Below are 18,065 nucleotides of genomic sequence, written 5' to 3' on the forward strand. Positions count from 1 at the left end.
CAGCAACGCCGGGAGAAACCTTGAGCGTTCCGTACGAGACGGCAGCGCACGAACCAGCCGAGTCGCCCGAGACTCCGGAGGAGCACCTCGCGCGGCTCCTCGGTCGCGCCCTGAACTCGTTCGAGCTGCCCGACGACACGATAAGGCGGCTCGACTGCGCGCTCGCGCACGACAGCTCGCTGCACTCCGCGCACCACAGCGCGGGGCTGCACCGCGAGACGTACCGGCACACCTGGCTGCTGGCCGACGGCTCCGCGCTCACGCTGTGGGAACTCGTCCACAACCCCGAGCCGGGCAGCGAGCCGCAGCACGAGGTGTACGTCGACGAGGAGGAGGTACTGGCCGCCACGGCGCGGCTTCCGATGCAACCGGACACGCCCGAGTTCGAGCTGCCGGTGCTGGTGCAGCTGCCGCCGATCCCCGCGCCCCGGCATGTGTACGTGCCGGACGATTCCGCGGACCACGCGCGCCGTCTGCTGCGCCGGGCGGAGAACACCGACCGGCCCGGCGCGGACACCGCCGCGCTGCTGAGGACGGCGTTCGCACACCAGATCACGCAGGCCTTCGGGCGCCCCTGCCGCGCCGGGCGGATCGGTCTGGGATTCGCGCTCTACGAGCACGCGTTCCTGCTCCACGACGGCCGGGAGATGTCCCTGTGGGAGGTCGAGCACACGGCGACGCCCGACGGGCGGCACATGTGCGAGGTGTACCCGTCGGAGGCGGCTGCACGGGAGGCGATGGAGCGGCGGGCGGCACAGGTCTCCTGACCCGCACGACCGCCGGTACTGACGCGGGTGTTCAGTCTCCGTTGTCGAGTCGCCGTACGAGGTCCGTGAAGGCCGCCTGCTCCGCCGGGGTCAGCGGCGCGGCTTCCGAGGGCGGTCCGATCCGTTGCTGGCCCGGGAGGGCGGGGAGGGAGCGGGGGGTCCCGGGGGCGTCCTGCCGTGCGGGGCGCTCTCCGAAGGCGGGACGCAGATCGGTCACCCGAGCCTCCCTGCCTTCGCGAGAGTCCCCAGCCTCGCCGTCCTCCCTCGCCTCTCCTGCTTCATGAGGGGGCGAGGCGGGCGCTTCTGGGCGCCGTGAGCGCCCTCCTGAACGAGGTACTGCCTTCCCCGGGCCCGGCACGCCCGCGTCACGGCCGCCGCGGCGCAGGACGCGGGCCAGGCCGGCCAACCCTGCGGCGCAGGCCAGAACGAGAACGGCCGCGCGCGCCGGCCGGGGCATCGAGGGGTGCTCAGGCATGCCGAACAGTAGACCTCAAGATCCGGATATTCGGCTCCGACCGTGATGTATCTCGCAGGTGGCGCAGGTCGCACCAATACCGCAGAGAGCGACGAGCGGCCGGTCGCGGCCCCGTCCTTCGGGGCTGCGACCGGCCGCTCCGGCGGCGGGCGTCCGCTACGCCGCCACCGGCTGCTTCTTCCCCGCCGCCGGGTCGGCCGGGCGGCTCTCCGCGCCGGGGGCCGCGGCGTCGGCGACCGGCTTGCGCAGGCCCTTGAGGATGACGACCAGGGCCGCCGTCACACACACGCCCGCCGCGATCGCCACCAGGTAGAGCAGCGGGTTGCCGATCAGCGGGACCACGAAGATGCCGCCGTGCGGGGCGCGCAGGGTCGCGCCGAAGGCCATCGACAGGGCGCCGGTGACCGCGCCGCCCACCATCGAGGCGGGGATCACGCGGATCGGGTCGGCCGCGGCGAACGGGATCGCGCCCTCGGAGATGAAGGAGGCGCCCAGGACCCAGGCGGCCTTGCCGTTCTCGCGCTCGGTGCGGGTGAAGAGCCTGCCGCGCACGGTGGTGGCGAGGGCCATCGCCAGCGGCGGGACCATGCCGGCCGCCATGACCGCGGCCATGACCTTCATCGCGGAGTCGCTCGGGTCGGCGACGGCGATGCCGGCGGTGGCGAAGGCGTAGGCCACCTTGTTGACGGGGCCGCCGAGGTCGAAGCACATCATCAGGCCGAGCAGGGCGCCGAGGAGGACGGCGTTGGCGCCGGTGAGGCCGGCCAGCCAGTCGGTCATGGCCTTCTGCGCCGCGGCGATCGGCTTGCCGATGACGACGAACATCAGGAATCCGACGATCGCCGAGGAGATCAGCGGGATCACCACCACCGGCATGATGCCGCGCAGCACCGGCGGAATGCTGATCCTCTGGATCGCCATCACCACCGCTCCGGCGATCAGACCGGCCGCCAGACCGCCCAGGAAGCCGGCGTTGACGGTGAGCGAGATCGCGCCGCCGACGAAGCCGGGCACCAGGCCGGGCCGGTCGGCCATGCCGTAGGCGATGTACCCGGCCAGGACCGGGACGAGGAACCCGAAGGCGACGCCGCCGATCTGGAAGAGCAGGGCGCCCCAGCTGTCGGCCTGCGTCCACACGAAGTGGTCCATGACGGACGGCGCCTCGTTGATGTCGTAGCCGCCGATCGCGAAGCCGAGGGCGATGAGGAGACCGCCGGCGGCGACGAACGGGACCATGTAGCTGACGCCGGACATCAGCCACTTGCGGAGCTTGGTGCCGTAGCCCTCGGTGGAGTCGCCGGCCCGTTCGACCGGGGTGCCCGCGCCGGCGGGAGCACCCGACGTCACCTCGCCGCGCTCGGCCTTGCCGCGCACCTCGGCGAGGAGTTCGGCGGGCCGGTTGATGCCGGCCTTCACCCCGACGTCGACGGTGGGCTTCCCGGCGAAGCGGTCCTTGTCGCGTACGGGGACGTCATGGGCGAAGATCACGCCGTCCGCCGCCTCGATGACGGCCGGGTCGAGCCGGGCGAAGCCCGCCGACCCCTGGGTCTCCACGGCCACTTCGACGCCCGCCTCGCGCCCGGCGTTCTCCAGGGACTCGGCCGCCATGTAGGTGTGCGCGATGCCGGTCGGGCAGGAGGTGACGGCGACGACACGGAAGGGACGCCGCTCGCCCTCGGACCCCTCGGACCCCTCGAACCCCTCGAACCCCTCGGACCCCTCGGCAGGCGTCGCGGAGGTGGTCGCGGGGGTGGTGTCCGTGGCTCGGGTGGTGCCCGTGGCGCCGTCGGCGGAGGCCGCCACCGGCGGCGCCACGGAGTCGGTGGGGGCCGCGGAGCCCGCCGGCCGCGGCGAGTCCGCGCCGTCCGCCGGCGCGGTGTCCGCGGCGGTCGGGCCGGCTTCGGCAGGGGGCGCGGCGGCAGCGGGGACCTCGTCCCCGCGGATCAGCGCCGCCGCGGCCTCCGTGTCGTCCACCGCCCGCAGTGCGTCGGTGAACTCGGCGTTCATCAGCTGCCGGGCGAGCGACGACAGGATCGTCAGGTGGGCGTCGTCGGCGCCGGCGGGAGCGGCGATCAGGAAGATCAGGTCGGCGGGGCCGTCCGGGGCGCCGAAGTCGACGCCCGCGGCGCTGCGCCCGAAGGCGAGCGTCGGCTCGGTGACGTGGGCGCTGCGGCAGTGCGGGATGCCGATGCCGCCGTCGAGGCCGGTCGGCATCTGCGCCTCGCGGGCGGCCACGTCGGCGAGGAAGCCCTCCAGGTCGGTCACCCGGCCCCGGGCCAGCATGCGCTCCGCGAGGGACCGCGCCGCCGCTTCCTTGGTGTCGGCGGACAGGTCGAGGTCGACCAGATCCGCGGTGATCATGTCACTCATCGCGGGCTCCTTCGCACGCGTATCGCCCGGAGTGTGGGGTGGGCGGGGGAGGCAGAGGGGACGGGGGTGCAGCGGGGTGCTGCCGGAGTGGTGGGATCGGGGGAGGTGGTCAGCGCGCCGGCGAGTACGGGGGTGACAGGCGCTACCGGAGTCGCGGGGAGTACGCGGGGTTCGGGGCGCGCGAGGGGTGTCATGACGCCGGCTCCTTCAGTTCGCGGTCCACCGGGACGCGGTCGGTGATGGTCACCGCGGCCGGGTCCAGGTCGGCCGGGGTCGGCATCACGCTGCCGGGCAGCCGGACGGCGGCCGCGCCGTGCGCGACGGCGGAGGCGAGGGCCTCGGGGCCGCTGCCGCCGGCGACGAGGAACCCGGCGAGGGAGGCGTCGCCCGCCCCCACGTTGCTGCGGACGGTGTCGACGCGTGCGGAGGCGAACCACGTACCGGCGTCCGACACGAGGAGCTGTCCGTCGGCGCCCAGGCTCGCGAGCACGGCACGCGCCCCCATGCCGCGCAGCTCCTCGGCCGCCTTCACCGCGTCGCCCACCGTCGTCAGGGGGCGCCCGACGGCCTCGGCGAGTTCCTCGGCGTTCGGCTTCACGACGTCGGGCCGCTCGGGCAGTGCCTCCAGCAGCGCACGCCCCGAGGTGTCCAGTGCGATGCGCGCGCCCCCTGCGTGCGCCCGCGCGACCACATCGGCGTACCAGGACGGCGCGAGCCCGCGCGGGAGGCTGCCGCAGCACGCGATCCAGTCCGCGTCGCGCGACTGCTCGCGCACCGTCTCCAGCAGCAGTTCCTGCTCGGCGGCGGTCAGTTCCGGACCCGGCGCGTTGATCTTCGTGAGGACGCCGTCGGGTTCGGCGAGGGCGATGTTCGAGCGGGTGGCTCCGGCGACCGGCACCGGCGCGACCTCGATGCCCTGGGCGTCGAGCAGGTCGGCGACGAGCGCGCCCGGCGCACCGCCCAGGGGCAGGACGGCGACCGTGCGCCGCCCCGCCGCGGCGACGGCACGCGAGACGTTGACGCCCTTGCCGCCGGGGTCCATGCGTTCACCGCCGGCGCGGATGACCTCGCCGCGTTCCAGCGACGGGACCTCGTAGGTGCGGTCGAGGGAGGGGTTGGGGGTGACGGTGAGGATCATGCGCGTACTACTTCCGTGCCGCCGCGCTCGATGGCGGCCGCGTCGTCGGGGCTCAGCCCGCTGTCGGTGATCAGCAGGTCCACGTCGCTCAGGTCGCCGAAGCGGGCGAAGTGTTCCTGGCCGTGCTTGGAGGAGTCGGCGAGCAGCACCACACGGCGGGCGGCGGCCATCGCCGCGCGCTTGACCGCGGCCTCGGCGAGGTCGGGGGTGGTCAGTCCGTGCCCGGTGGAGAACCCGTTGGCCGCGACGAAGAGGACGTCGGCACGGATCTCGCCGTAGGCACGCAGCGCCCAGGCGTCCACGGCGGCGCGGGTGCGGTGGCGTACCCGTCCCCCGACGAGGTGGAGCTGCATGCCGGGGTGGTCGGCCAGGCGGGCGGCGATGGGCAGGGAGTGCGTGACGGCGGTGAGCGAGGCCTCCAGGGGGATCGCGGCGGCGAGCCGGGCGACCGTCGTTCCGGCGTCGAGGATCAGGGTGCCCTCGGTCGGCAGTTCGGTGAGGGCCGCCTTGGCGATGCGGTCCTTCTCGTCGGCGGAGGTGCTCTCGCGTTCGGTGAGGTCCGGCTCGAAGTCGAGGCGTCCGACCGGTATGGCACCGCCGTGCACCCGTCGGACGAGTCCGGCGCGGTCGAGGGCCTTCAGGTCGCGGCGGATGGTCTCCGCGGTGACCTGGAACTCCTCGGCCAGCGACAGGACGTCCACCCGGCCGCCGTCACGGGCGAGCCGCAGGATCTCCTGCTGCCGCTCCGGTGCGTACATGTCCGTTCGCCTCCGACTTCCGCCCGGTCGATGTCCGTCCGGGCATCCGGCCCGCCTTCGACCGACCTTGACCGACATCCAACCTGTCCGACCTGTCCGGCTTTACGCCTGAACCTGTGGTTTCTCCTCAGAGACTACGCGCGGATGTCCGAGAAGTAAACAGATTCGGGCTCAGTTCGGGCATGAACGGACTTTCAGTCGGGTCCGGGTTCCCCCTCGCCCCAGAAGCTCAATAGGTCAGAAAACGTCCTAGTGGTGCGGCATCCTCGACCGCATGACGACGGACACTCCGGCACGGCTGCTGCAGCTCCTCTCCCTGCTCCAGACACCGCGCGAATGGCCCGGCGGCGAACTCGCCGACCGGCTCGGGGTGTCGCGCCGCACGGTCCGCCGGGACATCGACCGCCTGCGCGAGCTGGGCTATCCCGTGCAGGCGAGCAAGGGCTCGGACGGTGGGTACCGGCTGGTCGCGGGCAAGGCCCTGCCGCCGCTCGTCCTCGACGACGAGGAAGCGGTGGCGATCGCGGTCGGCCTGCGGGCCGGCGCCGGGCACGCGCTGGAGGGCGTCGAGGAGGCGTCGGTGCGCGCGCTGGCGAAACTGGAACAGGTGCTGCCGTCCCGGCTACGGCACCGGGTCTCCACCCTTCAGGCCGCTACCACCCCCCTGACCAGCGGGGACGGGGCGAGCATCGCGCCCGAGACGCTGACCGTGATGGCGTCGACGGTGGCCGGGCGGGAGCGGCTGCGGTTCGCCTACCGGGCGAAGGACGGCACCCGGTCCCGCCGGCTGACCGAGCCGTACCGCCTGGTGTCCACGGGACGGCGGTGGTACCTCGTCGCCTACGACCTCGAACGCCAGGACTGGCGGACGTTCCGCGTCGACCGGGTGAGCGAGCCCTTCGCCACCGGAGCCCGTTTCGCACCGCGGGAGGTCCCCGAGGGGGACGCGGCGGAATACCTGCGGCACTCCATCCGACGGCAGCAGGAGTCGTACGAGTTCGAGATCGCTTTCGCGGCGCCCGCGGAGGTCGTGGCGGGACGGCTGCCCGCGTGGTACGGGCAGCCCGTGGCGGAGGAGGGCGGCGCGGGCGGCTGTTCGCTGCGCGGGGTCACCGGCGACCCGGTGGAGTGGCTGGCGGTGCGACTGGCGATGGTGGGCTGCGCGTTCTCGGTCCGCGCGCCGGACGAGCTGGTGAAGTGCGTACGGGTGTGGGGCGAGCGGCTGACGAGGGCGGCGGCGGGTGGCACATCGGCGACCTCACCGGCCGCATCACCGGTCACACCACTGACCACACCGGTCACACCGGTCACACCGGTCACACCGGTCACGCAGAGCCCTGGCTCCCCTTGAGCCTCACCGCTTATCCGTCACCCCTCGCCCCCTCTCCCCCTCGCCCCTTCTTCCCCTTCCCCTTCCCCTTCCTCCCACCGGACCCCCCGCAGCGCCGCCAGGTTGCGCAACGCCAGTTCCGCCGGCCCTTCCGGGCCGTCCGCCGGGCCGTCCGTCAGGGCCCAGCTCTCCACGGCGACCCGGACGGCCGCGCTCGCGACCGCGGCGGTGAAGCGCCGGTGGGGGGTGGTGGGGGCGTCGGCAACGTTGTCGTCCGGGTGGGGACGGGAGGCACGCTCGGCCAGGATCTCCGCGAGGGCCCCTTCCGACGCGTGGCACACCTCGGCCCAGACCTTGCCCAGGGCCGGGCTGCTCGTCGCCAGGCGGATCAGGGTGCGGACCCACTCCCAGGAGGCCGCCGAGACACCGGCGCCGGGCGTCAGCGTGTGCCGTACGGCGTGTTCCAGGGCCGCCGGCAGCGGCAGCTCCGCCGGCGCCTCGCGCACCGCCTCCGCCCAGCGTCGGGCACCCGCCGCGTAGAGGGGGGCGACGGACTCCTCCTTGGTCGCGAAGTACCGGTAGAAGGTACGGGGGGCGACGCCCGCGGCCTGGGCGATGTCCTCCGCACGGGTGGCTTTCAGGCCTCGGCTCACGAACAGGCCGGCGGCCGCCCGGGCGATCTCCAGCCGGGTCGCCGCCTTGCGCCGCTCGGTCAGCGAGGGGGGCGCGGGGGGAGTTCTGATTCTCGCGGGGAGGGGCGGCGGTGCGGGGGTGGAGCTGCTCACCTCGGCAGGCTATGCCCATGTGACACAATCTGCCATCCGGGCGGGCCACCCCGGGGTTCAGGTACGGGGTGCCCCGCCCCCTCGACATGCGCGTAGAAGAGCCGGGCCCCGGCGCCAGGGGGGTGGGCGCCGAAGCCCGGCTCGGGGAGAGTCCCGGCGCCGGGGGGAGTGCGTCGGGACTTGGCTCAGGGTCGACCTCGGAGTCGAGCTCAGGGTCGGCCGGAGTGGCTCGCGGTGGGACGGAGCGGTTCCCGGCGAGGGCGGACCATCGAGGAAACCGGCTTTCTCTCACGAGGGCTTCGAGGTCCGGTCCGACGTCCCGCTCCACCGAATCCGAACTCTCGTGCCATGGAGTTTTGTTCCCTCGTCCGGCCGGTTGAAGCGGCGTCGTACCGCCATCTTTGCGCGGACTTCCGCCACCCGGCGTGCGCCGGGGGCATGGGCGCAGCACATGCTCGACGCCCCGCCGTCGCCCCCTGCCCGCGCAGCAGCCCCGGCAGGGGCCGCCGCACGCCCCACGTCCGTCGGTGCGCTGCTCGCCCGCCTCCTAGGCCGCCGCCTCGAACCCGGTGTCCCGGGCCAGCTTCTTCAGCTCCAGCAGGGCGTGCTTCTCGATCTGCCGGATGCGCTCGCGGGTGAGGCCGTGCTCCTTGCCGACCTCGGTCAGCGTGCGCTCACGGCCGTCCTCGATGCCGTACCGCATCTTGATGATCGAGGCGGTGCGGGGGTCGAGCCGGTCGATCAGGCCGTCCAGTTCCTCGCTGCGCAGCAGCGTGAGGACGGACTGCTCGGGGGAGACCGCGGAGGTGTCCTCGAGCAGGTCGCCGAACTGGGTCTCGCCCTCGTCGTCGACCGACATGTTGAGGGAGACCGGGTCACGGGCCCAGTCGAGCACGTCGATGACACGCTCCGGCGTGGAGCCGAGCTCGGCGGCGATCTCCGCGGGCTCCGGCTCGCGGCCGTGTTCACGGTTGAACTCACGCTGGACGCGGCGGATACGGCCGAGCTCCTCCACCAGGTGGACGGGCAGCCGGATCGTGCGCGACTGGTCGGCTATGGAGCGCGTGATCGCCTGACGGATCCACCACGTGGCGTACGTGGAGAACTTGAAGCCCTTGCGGTAGTCGAACTTCTCGACCGCGCGGACCAGGCCGGCGTTGCCCTCCTGGATCAGGTCCAGCAGGGGCAGTCCGCTGCGCGGGTAACGGCGGGCGACCGCCACGACCAGGCGGAGGTTGGAACGGATGAAGACGTCCTTGGCGCGCTCCCCCTCGGCGACGAGCGCCTCCAGCTCCTCGCGGGAGGCGTCCGCCTTGGACTCCTCGTATCCGTCGAGAACCTGCCGCGCGAACACACCCGCCTCGATGATCTGCGACAGCTCGACTTCCTTGGCGGCGTCGAGCAGTGGCGTGCGCGCGATCTCGTCGAGGTACATGCCGACCAGATCGCGGTCGGCGATCTCGCCGCCGTGGACGCGAGCGCTGCTTGCCGCGTCGGCCGTCTCGCCGGTGGCGGACTTACGACGGGCGACGGCACGGGTTGCCATGCGTGCTCCCTTGCGAAGGTGGGGTCAGCGGGTGGTCCGTGGACACCGGGCCGTTACTCGGGTCCTCCCGGAACTGTCAACCGGGACTCTCCTCGGGTGCCCTGCATCCGATGGAAACAACGACTGGAATCAGGACAGAATTCCCAACCCGCCCCTCATTTTTTCTGATCTTGCAGTACCCTGTCGGGCCGCCCGAGGGGAGTCACGATGCCGCCGGAACATACAGAGGTGCAGGTCAGGTCAGGAGTCGAGGGCGACCTCGAAGCCCTCACCGACCTCTACAACCACTACGTTCGTGAGACACCCATCACATTCGACACCGCGCCGTTCACTCCGGCGGAGCGCCGCCCCTGGCTGCTCTCCCACCCTGAAGACGGCCCACACCGACTGATGGTTGCCACCCAGGGGACACCCGAAGGCGATGCACAGCGAATCCTGGGGTACGCCACATCCAGCCCTCACCGCCCGAAGGCCGCCTACGCGACCTCGGTGGAGGTGACGGTGTACGTCGCCCCGGACGCGGGGGGCCGCGGCATCGGCACGCTGCTGTACGAGGCGCTGTTCGCCGCCCTGTCCGGGCAGGACCTGCACCGCGCCTACGCGGGCATCGCCCAGCCGAACGAGGCGTCGACACGGCTGCACGAGCGTTTCGGCTTCCGGTACGTCGGCACGTACCGCGAGGTGGGCCGCAAGTTCGGCCGCTTCTGGGACGTGGCCTGGTACGAGAAGGAACTCTGAGGCGGCCGGCGTACGGGGTCGCGACGGCCCCGGCACCCGACCGGCGGCAGCACCGGCACCCGGCCGACACCGGCACCCGACCGGCACCGGCACCCGACCGGTATGACACCCGACCGGTACGGCACCGGACCGGCGCCGCCGCCCCGCCTCAGCCGAACTGCACCGACCGCTTCGCCATCCCGAGCCAGAACCCGTCGATCACCGACTTCTGCGCGTCCAGTTCGCCGGCGACCTCCGCCGCGCCCATGGTGACGAAGAGGGGGGCGAAGTGCTCGGTGCGCGGGTGGGCGTACCGGCCCGCGGGGGCCTTGTGCAGGAAGTCCAGCAGGGCGTCCCAGTCGCGGGCCTCCAGGGCGCGGTGGCCCCAGTCGTCGAACTCCGACGACCAGCTCGGCACTCCCGGTCCGGTGTGCCGCAGCGCCGCCAGGTTGTGGGTGAAGAAGCCGGAGCCGACGATCAGCACGCCCTCGTCGCGCAGGGGCGCCAGCCTGCGGCCGATGTCCATGAGCTTCACCGGGTCCAGGGTCGGCATGGAGATCTGCAGGACGGGGATGTCGGCGGCGGGGAACATCTCGACGAGCGGAACGTAGGCGCCGTGGTCGAGCCCGCGGTCGGGGATGTCCTGGACGGGGGTGCCGGGGGCGTGCAGCAGCTTGCGTACGGACTCCGCGAGCGCGGGCGCGCCGGGGGCCTCGTACCTGACCCGGTAGTAGTGCTCGGGGAAGCCCCAGAAGTCGTAGACCAGGGGGACGGTCTCCACGGCGCCGAGGGCGAGCGGAGCCTCCTCCCAGTGGGCGGAGACGATCAGGATCGCCGTGGGGCGGGGCAGGTCTGCGGACCAGGCGGCGAGCTGGCCGGGCCAGACCGGGTCGTCCGCGAGGGGCGGGGCGCCGTGGCTGAGGTACAGGGCGGGCATGCGTTCGTGGGGGAGGTCGTTCTGCGGGACGGCACGGTGGCCCGGTGCGGCGGCGGACATGGCGACGGCTCCCTCCGAGGGCGGGACGGCGGCCCTCGTACCCCTCACTGCTTGAAAGTCACTGCTTGAAAGTCACTGCTTGAAGTCTAAAGCTCCCTGACCTCCTCACTGTAGGTGCCACTTGTTTAAATTTCAAGGACAAAGCCCGTAGAGTGGAACCATGACGAAGGCAGACGCACCCGCCGACGAGCCCCAGTGGCTCACCGCAGAGGAGCAGCGCATCTGGCGCTCCTACCTGCATGCCACGTACCTCCTCGAGGACCAGCTCGACCGCCAGCTCCAGCGCGACGCGGGCATGCCCCACGTCTACTACGGGCTCCTCGTCAAGCTCGCCGAGTCCCCCCGCCGCCGCCTGCGCATGACCGAACTGGCCAGGGACGCCAAGATCACCCGCTCCCGCCTCTCCCACGCCGTCGCCCGGCTGGAGAAGAACGGCTGGGTGAGGCGCGAGGACTGTCCCTCCGACAAGCGCGGCCAGTTCGCCGTCCTCACCGACCAGGGCATGGAGACGCTGAGGAGCGCCGCCCCGGGCCATGTCTCCGCCGTACGCAACGCGCTGTTCGACCGGCTCACCCCCGAACAGCAGAAGTCCCTCGGCGAGATCATGGAGATCGTCGCCGAGGGACTCCAGCCCGACGAAACGGGCGCGGACCTGCCCTGGCTCCGCTAGGGCCTGTCGTCGGACCCGTCATCGAACCCGTCGTCGGACCCGTCGTCGGACCCGTCGTTCGGAACAGGTCGCAGGGACCCGGCGGCGCCCCGCGCCGCCGGGCCGCCGCGCGGGCTCAGTGGGCGACCACCGGCACCGGTACGGCGTCCTCGGCGCCCTCGCCGTCCCGCGCGCCCGGGCCGCTCGCGGCGCCCAGGTCCGGCTTGCCGGCGTTGACCAGGGTCAGGGCGATCACCGCCGCGGCGACGAGGATGCCCACGGCGAACCAGATCGCGCTGGTGTAGCCGTGCACCATGCCCTCCAGCTGGACCAGCTGCTGCTGCGGCCGGGAGGTCGCGGAGGCGATGTGGTCGGTGATGTAGGACGTGGTCGCGGAGGCGGCGACCGTGTTCAGCAGGGCGGTACCGATCGCGCCGCCCACCTGCTGCGAGGTGTTGACCATCGCGGAGGCGACACCGGCGTCCCGGGGCTCGACGCCCTGGGTGGCCATCGACATGGCCGGCATGAACGCCGTACCCATGCCGAGGCCGAGCAGCAGCATGCCCGGCAGCAGCACGGCCGCGTAGGAGGAACCGACCTCCATCCGGGTCAGCAGCAGCATGCCGAGCGCGGCCACCAGGAAGCCGGGCCCCATCAGCAGCCGGGGCGCGACCCGGGTCATCAGACGGGTGCCGATCTGGGTGGAGCCCGTGATCATGCCCGCGACCATCGGCAGGAAGGCGAAGCCGGTCCGGACCGGCGTGTAGCCCTTCACGACCTGGAGGTAGTAGGTGAGGAAGAGGAAGAGGCCGAACATCGCGATGATCGCGAGGCCGAGCGAGAGGTAGACGCCGCCGCGGTTGCGTTCGGTGACCACCCGCAGGGGCAGCAGCGGGGCCTTCACCTTCGCCTCGACCAGCACGAAGGCGGCGAGCAGCACGGCCGACGCCACGAACATGCCGACGGTCACGGCGTCGCCCCAGCCCTCGGACTCGGCGCGGGTGAAGCCGTAGACCAGGGCGACCAGGCCGAGGGTGGACAGGACGACGCCCGGGATGTCGAGCGGGGAGCGGTTGCGGCCGCCCTCGGGCTCACGGATGACGAAGTAGGCGCCGGCCGCGGCGACGACGGCGAAGGGGATGTTCACGAAGAACGTCCAGCGCCAGTCCAGGTACTCGGTGAGGAACCCGCCCAGGATCAGACCGACGGCGCCACCGCCGCCGGCGATCGCACCGTAGATGCCGAACGCCTTGGCGCGCTCCTTGGCATCGGTGAACATCACGGCGAGCAGGGAGAGCGCGGCGGGGGCGAGGAGGGCCCCGAAGACACCCTGGAGGGCGCGGGCGCCGAACATCATCGCCTCGTTGGTGGCCGCGCCGCCCAGCGCGGAGGCCGCGGCGAAACCGGCCAGGCCGACGACGAAGGCGCGCTTGCGGCCCCACAGGTCGGCGATCCGCCCGCCGAAGAGCAGCAGCCCGCCGAAGGCGAGCGCGTAGGCGGTGACCACCCACTGGCGGTTGCCGTCGGATATGCCCAGGTCCTGCTGGGCGGAGGGCAACGCGATGTTCACGATGGTCGCGTCGAGGACGACCATCAGCTGGGCGAGCGCGATGAACACGAGCGCTTTCCAGCGGCCCGGATCCGCCTCGCGGACACCGGGCGACGACGCCTTGGTGGTGACTGTTTCAGACATGGGTGTACCCACTTCGGGACTTCGTGACGGAAAAAAGTGTGAGGAGCGTGCTGAGGAGCGCGGGAGCAGAGAAAAGGGACTCAGGGAGCGATAGGAAGCGATAGGAACGATAGGGAGCGATCAGCCGGACCCGCCGCCCCCGGATGCGATCACCACGGGGACTGAAGTGCCGGAAGCCGCCCAGTAATTGACCGGGGGTTGCTGGAACTGCCGTCGAGCTGTCGTCAAGCTGTCGTCGAACTGCCTCTGAACTGCTGCTGATACGGCCGCTGAACTGCTGCTGTTACGGCCGCTGAACTGCTGCTGCCGGTGCGGCGGCTGACTGCCGGGATTCACTCAGGCCTTACGCAGGTCCTCCATGGTCACGGCCGCACCCGGCAGGGCGGAGCGGGCGGGAGCCCGCAGCCCGTCCAGGAACAGCTGGAGATGACGGTGGACGAAGCGGTCGGCGCTGAGGCAGCCGGTGCCGGCCGGGGGCCGGCTGAGCTGGGCCACGGCGACCATCAGGTCACCGATGCCCACGTCGTCGCGGAGCTGACCGGCCTGCCGGGCACGCTCCATGACCTCGTCGACGAGGTGCTCGGCGCGCAGCCGGGCGGCCACGAGATCCGGATGGTTCTCGTCGAACGTGCTGGCGACCATCGGGCACAGGGCGCCGACGCGTTCGTCGGCGGCGACGTGCACGAAGCGCTCCAGCGCGGCGAAGGCGTCGCCCGTCTGCGCGAGCGCCTGCCGGGCCGCCTCGGCCGTCCGGTCCATGACGGAGCAGACGACCTCGCGGACCAGCGCGTCGCGGTCGGGGAAGTTGCGGTACACCGTGGCGTTGCCGACGCCGGCCCGGCGGGCGATGTCGTCGAGCGGCACGTCGGGGCCGAGCTCTACGAACATCTCGCGGGCGGCGTTGACGATCCGCTCCCGGTTGCGCAGCGCGTCGGCGCGCGGCCGGGCCGTCCTGCGCTGCACGGAAGCTGCGGTCTGCACGGCGTACTCCTTGCGTGTCGAGTCGGTCGGATCTGTCGGGTCGGAGGGGCGATCCACTGCGAAGCGGACCACGGAGGCAAAGGCATCTGAGGCGGAAGCGGCGGAACCGATCCGGGGAAGCTCTCCCCGTTTCAGCCGGACACCTGACTAAACGGGGAAACGATCCCCGGTTATTTCCCGCCTCCGAACTCTTTTCATGTGACCTGAGTCACTCACCTACGGGGAAGTAACCCACGATCGGCCGCCCCGGCGAGCGCCCCCGCCGCCCCGGACGGAGGGTGATCGCAAGGGTGCAGTCGGTGACGACGGCTGCCCGGAGTGAGAGGTTCCCGCATGCAGCCGCAGTCCGAGCGCACCCGGGAGGCCCGGCCGGGCCCGCCCCGGGAGCCGCTCCGCCGCCGCATACGCACGCGCCCGCGCCGCGCGGCCGCCCTCACGGCCGTCACCGCGCTGACGCTCGCGGTCAGCACCTCGGCCGGCACCGGACACTTCGGCCCGGGCCCGGCACGGGCCGGAGCGGGGCCCGTCCCCCTGGCCCGCTCGGCCGCCCTCTCCCCCTGCATGATCAACGGCAGCACGGCCGTGCAGATGTCCGAGGGCGTGCCGACCTCCGCCGGCTACGCCCGCTCCACCGGCACCGTCCGCGCCCTCAACCTCATGATCGACTTCTCGGACGCCCCCGGCCGGGGCGACGCACGCGCCCGCCTCCGCGAGTTCTTCCCGAAGACCCAGCGGTGGTTCCGCACCGCCTCCTACGGCCGCCTCGACTACCGCCCCGAATCACCGGTCGGCCGCTGGCTGCGCATGCCCAAGCCGTTCAAGGAGTACGGGATAGAGCGTGGCGCACCCTTCGACCCCGGCTACCGGGACCTCGTCCAGGACATCGTGGCCGCCGCCGACCGTACCGTCGACTTCCGGGCGTACGACCTGCTGAACGTGCTGGTCACCCCCAACGCCGGACCGTCCGCGCTCGACACGGTCCTGTCGGTGACGTTCGCCGGCAACACCGAGGCGCCGGTGGCCGACGGCGTCCTCGTCGCGAACGCCTCCTTCGTCTACTCCCGCCAGGACGACGGCTCCGGCTCCTACGCCGAGACCGGCTACCGCGTCCTGCCGCACGAGAACGGCCACGTCTTCGGCCTGCCCGACCTCTACACCCAGGAGGGCGGCGGCGCGGTCGGCCACTGGGACATCATGAGCGAGGACTGGGGCGCCAACAACGACCTGCTCGGCTGGCACAAGTGGAAGCTCGGCTGGCTGGACGCCAAACAGATCAACTGCGCGGCGACCCACGGCACCCGGGAGTACACCCTCACCCCCCTCTCCCGGCCCGGCGGCCCCAAACTGGTCTTCGTCCCGCTCGACCACCGCAGCGGCTACGCCGTCGAACTGCGCACCCGCGGCGGCAACGACGAGGCCGTGTGCCGCCCCGGCATCCTCATCTACCGGGTCGACGCGGACATCGACACCGGCATGGGCCCGGTGACGGTCTACGACTCCCGGCGCGACAGCGGCGGCTGCACCCGCAGCCCCAACGTCCACGCGGAACTCTCCGACGCCCCCTTCGCCCCCGGCCAATCCTTCGAGGACCCGAAACGGGGCGTACGGATCGCGGTGACGGCGGCCGACCTCAAGGGCGACTACCGGGTACGGGTGACCCGACGGTAGACCGCGGCACGACACCGGTCCGCACCACCGCGGGCCCGCACGACCGACACACCGACGCACCGACGCACCGACGCACCGACGCACCGACGCACCGACGCGGGGATGCCCTCCGAGACGCCCACGGCCTCCCCCACCGCGAACAGCCCCACACCGCCTCCCTCACCACCCGCTCCGCTGTGCCCTGACCCCCACACCCCACCCAGGAGATCCGGTACGCTGACGCCTGTGGCCCACCCGGCCACCACCTCGCCTTCGTAGCTCAGGGGATAGAGCACCGCTCTCCTAAAGCGGGTGTCGCAGGTTCGAATCCTGCCGGGGGCACAGGAAAAGGGCCAGCTCAGGAGGGTTTCCTCCCAGGCTGGCCCTTCGTCGTGTTCGAGGCCGTGCCACTCTCGTGCCAGTTAGTCCACTATCAGTCCACATCCCCTGGCCGGAGAGCCTCTCCCCCACCCTCACGGATCGTGGCCCCGAGCCGATCGGCGATGGCCCGGTCACGGTCGCTGGTCATGTGCTGATAGATCAGCGCGGCGTGCGAGCTGCTGTGGCCCCTGCGGGTCATCAGCTCTCGGGTGCTGGCGCCGGCGGTCGAGGCCAGGGGTGTTGCCGGTGTGGCGAAGGTCGTGGAAGTGCAGCTCTGTCGTGACCCCTGCCGCCTCCCTGGCCGCCACCCGGTCGTCGCGGAAGTTGCTCCGCCGGAGCCGGCCGCCCCGTGAGCCGACGAAGACGTGGCCGTCGCGGCCAGTGCCGCGAACTGTTCCAGGTGGCGTGTCACGTCGTCGAGCAGCTCGGCGGGGAACGAGATGGCACGGACACCGGCAGCGGACTTCGGCGCCTTGTCGAAGAGCCGAGGCTCCTCTGGTCCGCCGGGACGGGGATCACTTCCCGATGCCGCGCTTGCGCAGTGTTCGAAACGCGATCGCATCGATCCGACTCACCCGGCACTGCTTTCCCTGGGCTCACCCGTCCCGGTGTCCACCTGCCTGGATGCACGGGGCAACTTCACGGTGTCCTTTCCGGTCGGCTCGGTCAGCGTGGTATCTGACGGCCTGACCTGAAGACGTGCTCTCATGAGCATCAGGGCGAAGCGCCGGCTCAATGCGATGTCCGCGCCGGCCACGCACGCAGGTTGCCACAACTGTGAAGAAGGGCTGTTGAAGTGAGTCGATGGCTGTTGAGCCATATGCCCGGGCCGACACTCGTCTTGCTGATCGTCGGAGTCTTCGCCCTGACCGGGGCCATTTTGCTCGCCGTCGTACGCCGATTCGTGAAGCCATATCTCCCTAAGCTGAACGAAGGGCTGCCGGTTGCTCTGGGTTTATATGGAGCTATTTACGGCGTGATTCTGGCTTTCAGTATTGTTGTGCTATGGCAGGAACTTCAGACGGCACGGACAGATGTGGCCGGGGAGGCAACAGCACTTTCACAGCTGGTCCGGAACGCGCAAGTTTTCGACGGTGAGGCACGCACGGCCATCGACGGTGCCGTGGATTACTATGTTCATGATGTCGTGGAGGGCGAGTGGCCAACCATGAAGGCTGGGAAGAAAGTGGCCGTAGCCAGCCAGCCGCTCGAGAATCTCATCTCCACAATTCAACGGCAGACACCTGACTCAGCCAAGGAATCCGTATTCTACGGAGACATGGTAAAGAATCTGGACGAGGTAATCCTCAACCGGCGCCAACGGATCGAGCGGAGCAACCATAGCCTGCCTCCCATCTTTTACGCCCTAGTTCTCGGCGGCGGCCTGGCGGTCACACTCCTCGTCTGCATGCTCGAAATTGAAAGTCTCGTCGCCCACCTTTTTCTGGCGATGGCAGTGAGCACACTGCTCGGTTTCTGCGCGGCCCTCATTGTAACGCTGGATCACCCGTTCATGGGTGACTTGGCGGTGAGTCCGCATGTATTCAAGGAAGGAGTTCTCCAGCGTTTCTGGTAATGCTTGGTGGAGATGCCTTCAAGCACCTTTACTGCCCTCATGCGTGTGCTGATCGAGCCAATTTTTCGGTTAAGAAGACTGTCGCAAGCGCACTTTCGCTGACCGCCCTAACTGGTTGGCAGGGGCGCTACCGGACGGACCGCGGTGAGGTTCTGGAACTCATAGCGGGTGGCGGAGAGCAACAGCAGCCACTCGTCGCAGCCCTGCCACGAGAGAGGTCGCCGGCGCCTCCACGCACCACCCGCGGTCCGTCCC

15 protein-coding genes, 1 tRNA gene and 1 pseudogene are annotated in these 18,065 nt (G+C 71.3%); 7 read left to right on the forward strand and 10 right to left on the reverse strand.

The features are described 5' to 3' along the window. Positions 1-20: 20 nt before the first annotated feature. Positions 21-767 (forward strand): DUF6227 family protein, encoded by a 747-nt coding sequence (locus tag ACZ3KJ_RS17070; protein ID WP_467527705.1) that lies wholly within the window; start codon positions 21-23, stop codon positions 765-767. A 31-nt stretch (positions 768-798) separates the two neighbouring features. Here the strand turns inward: ACZ3KJ_RS17070 and ACZ3KJ_RS17075 are convergent, their stop codons facing one another. The 4 genes from ACZ3KJ_RS17075 to ACZ3KJ_RS17090 form a co-directional block, all read right to left on the reverse strand. Then, positions 799-984 (reverse strand): hypothetical protein, encoded by a 186-nt coding sequence (locus ACZ3KJ_RS17075; RefSeq protein WP_467527707.1) that lies wholly within the window; start codon positions 982-984, stop codon positions 799-801. 414 nt (positions 985-1,398) lie between these two features. Further along, complete coding sequence (locus ACZ3KJ_RS17080; RefSeq protein ID WP_467527708.1) at positions 1,399-3,612, reverse strand: PTS fructose transporter subunit IIABC; 2,214 nt, start codon at positions 3,610-3,612, stop codon at positions 1,399-1,401. Between the two features lie 190 nt (positions 3,613-3,802). Further along, entirely contained in the window at positions 3,803-4,750 is a 948-nt protein-coding gene (gene pfkB / locus ACZ3KJ_RS17085) for a 1-phosphofructokinase (protein ID WP_467527709.1), read from the reverse strand. Beyond that, positions 4,747-5,508 carry a DeoR/GlpR family DNA-binding transcription regulator gene (locus tag ACZ3KJ_RS17090; protein WP_389522374.1) on the reverse strand — a complete coding sequence of 254 codons (762 nt, stop codon included), beginning with the start codon at positions 5,506-5,508 and terminating at the stop codon, positions 4,747-4,749. Before ACZ3KJ_RS17090 ends, pfkB begins: the two co-directional genes overlap by 4 nt. Positions 5,509-5,782: 274 nt before the next feature. Here ACZ3KJ_RS17090 and ACZ3KJ_RS17095 point away from each other — a divergent pair, with 274 nt between their 5' ends. Further along, a complete protein-coding gene (locus tag ACZ3KJ_RS17095; protein WP_467527711.1) occupies positions 5,783-6,859 on the forward strand; it encodes a helix-turn-helix transcriptional regulator in 1,077 nt (358 codons plus the stop codon). A 17-nt stretch (positions 6,860-6,876) separates the two neighbouring features. On the opposite strand, the gene ACZ3KJ_RS17100 is transcribed toward ACZ3KJ_RS17095, so the two are convergent. After that, the gene (locus ACZ3KJ_RS17100) at positions 6,877-7,623 is read right to left on the reverse strand and encodes a TetR/AcrR family transcriptional regulator (protein WP_467527713.1); all 747 of its coding nucleotides are present in this window, start codon (positions 7,621-7,623) and stop codon (positions 6,877-6,879) included. Between the two features lie 547 nt (positions 7,624-8,170). Continuing rightward, complete coding sequence (locus ACZ3KJ_RS17105; protein ID WP_467527714.1) at positions 8,171-9,169, reverse strand: sigma-70 family RNA polymerase sigma factor; 999 nt, start codon at positions 9,167-9,169, stop codon at positions 8,171-8,173. Between the two features lie 207 nt (positions 9,170-9,376). Here ACZ3KJ_RS17105 and ACZ3KJ_RS17110 point away from each other — a divergent pair, with 207 nt between their 5' ends. Further along, complete coding sequence (locus ACZ3KJ_RS17110; protein ID WP_467527716.1) at positions 9,377-9,907, forward strand: GNAT family N-acetyltransferase; 531 nt, start codon at positions 9,377-9,379, stop codon at positions 9,905-9,907. Between the two features lie 148 nt (positions 9,908-10,055). On the opposite strand, the gene ACZ3KJ_RS17115 is transcribed toward ACZ3KJ_RS17110, so the two are convergent. After that, positions 10,056-10,883: a dioxygenase family protein gene (locus tag ACZ3KJ_RS17115; RefSeq protein ID WP_467527718.1), complete on the reverse strand. Its 828-nt coding sequence runs from the start codon at positions 10,881-10,883 to the stop codon at positions 10,056-10,058. A gap of 160 nt (positions 10,884-11,043) precedes the next feature. On the opposite strand from ACZ3KJ_RS17115, the gene ACZ3KJ_RS17120 reads away from it, so the two are divergent. Then, positions 11,044-11,553 (forward strand): MarR family winged helix-turn-helix transcriptional regulator, encoded by a 510-nt coding sequence (locus ACZ3KJ_RS17120; RefSeq protein ID WP_467527720.1) that lies wholly within the window; start codon positions 11,044-11,046, stop codon positions 11,551-11,553. A 115-nt stretch (positions 11,554-11,668) separates the two neighbouring features. Here ACZ3KJ_RS17120 and ACZ3KJ_RS17125 read toward each other — a convergent pair whose 3' ends face one another. Continuing rightward, entirely contained in the window at positions 11,669-13,225 is a 1,557-nt protein-coding gene (locus tag ACZ3KJ_RS17125) for an MFS transporter (protein WP_467527721.1), read from the reverse strand. Positions 13,226-13,561: 336 nt separating this feature from the next. Further along, positions 13,562-14,206: a TetR/AcrR family transcriptional regulator gene (locus ACZ3KJ_RS17130; protein ID WP_467527723.1), complete on the reverse strand. Its 645-nt coding sequence runs from the start codon at positions 14,204-14,206 to the stop codon at positions 13,562-13,564. Positions 14,207-14,539: 333 nt separating this feature from the next. Here ACZ3KJ_RS17130 and ACZ3KJ_RS17135 point away from each other — a divergent pair, with 333 nt between their 5' ends. Both ACZ3KJ_RS17135 and ACZ3KJ_RS17140 read left to right on the forward strand, forming a co-directional pair. Beyond that, entirely contained in the window at positions 14,540-15,874 is a 1,335-nt protein-coding gene (locus ACZ3KJ_RS17135) for a M6 family metalloprotease domain-containing protein (protein WP_467527724.1), read from the forward strand. Positions 15,875-16,122: 248 nt separating this feature from the next. Continuing rightward, positions 16,123-16,195 (forward strand) — tRNA-Arg (locus ACZ3KJ_RS17140). A gap of 91 nt (positions 16,196-16,286) precedes the next feature. On the opposite strand, the pseudogene ACZ3KJ_RS17145 reads toward ACZ3KJ_RS17140, so the two are convergent. Beyond that, positions 16,287-16,730, reverse strand: a pseudogene (locus ACZ3KJ_RS17145) (tyrosine-type recombinase/integrase); the annotation flags it as partial. A gap of 345 nt (positions 16,731-17,075) precedes the next feature. On the opposite strand from ACZ3KJ_RS17145, the gene ACZ3KJ_RS17150 reads away from it, so the two are divergent. Then, complete coding sequence (locus ACZ3KJ_RS17150) at positions 17,076-17,810, forward strand: bestrophin-like domain (protein WP_467527726.1); 735 nt, start codon at positions 17,076-17,078, stop codon at positions 17,808-17,810. Positions 17,811-18,065: the final 255 nt, after the last annotated feature.

It is taken from the genome of Streptomyces sp. NPDC003248, assembly GCF_055563235.1.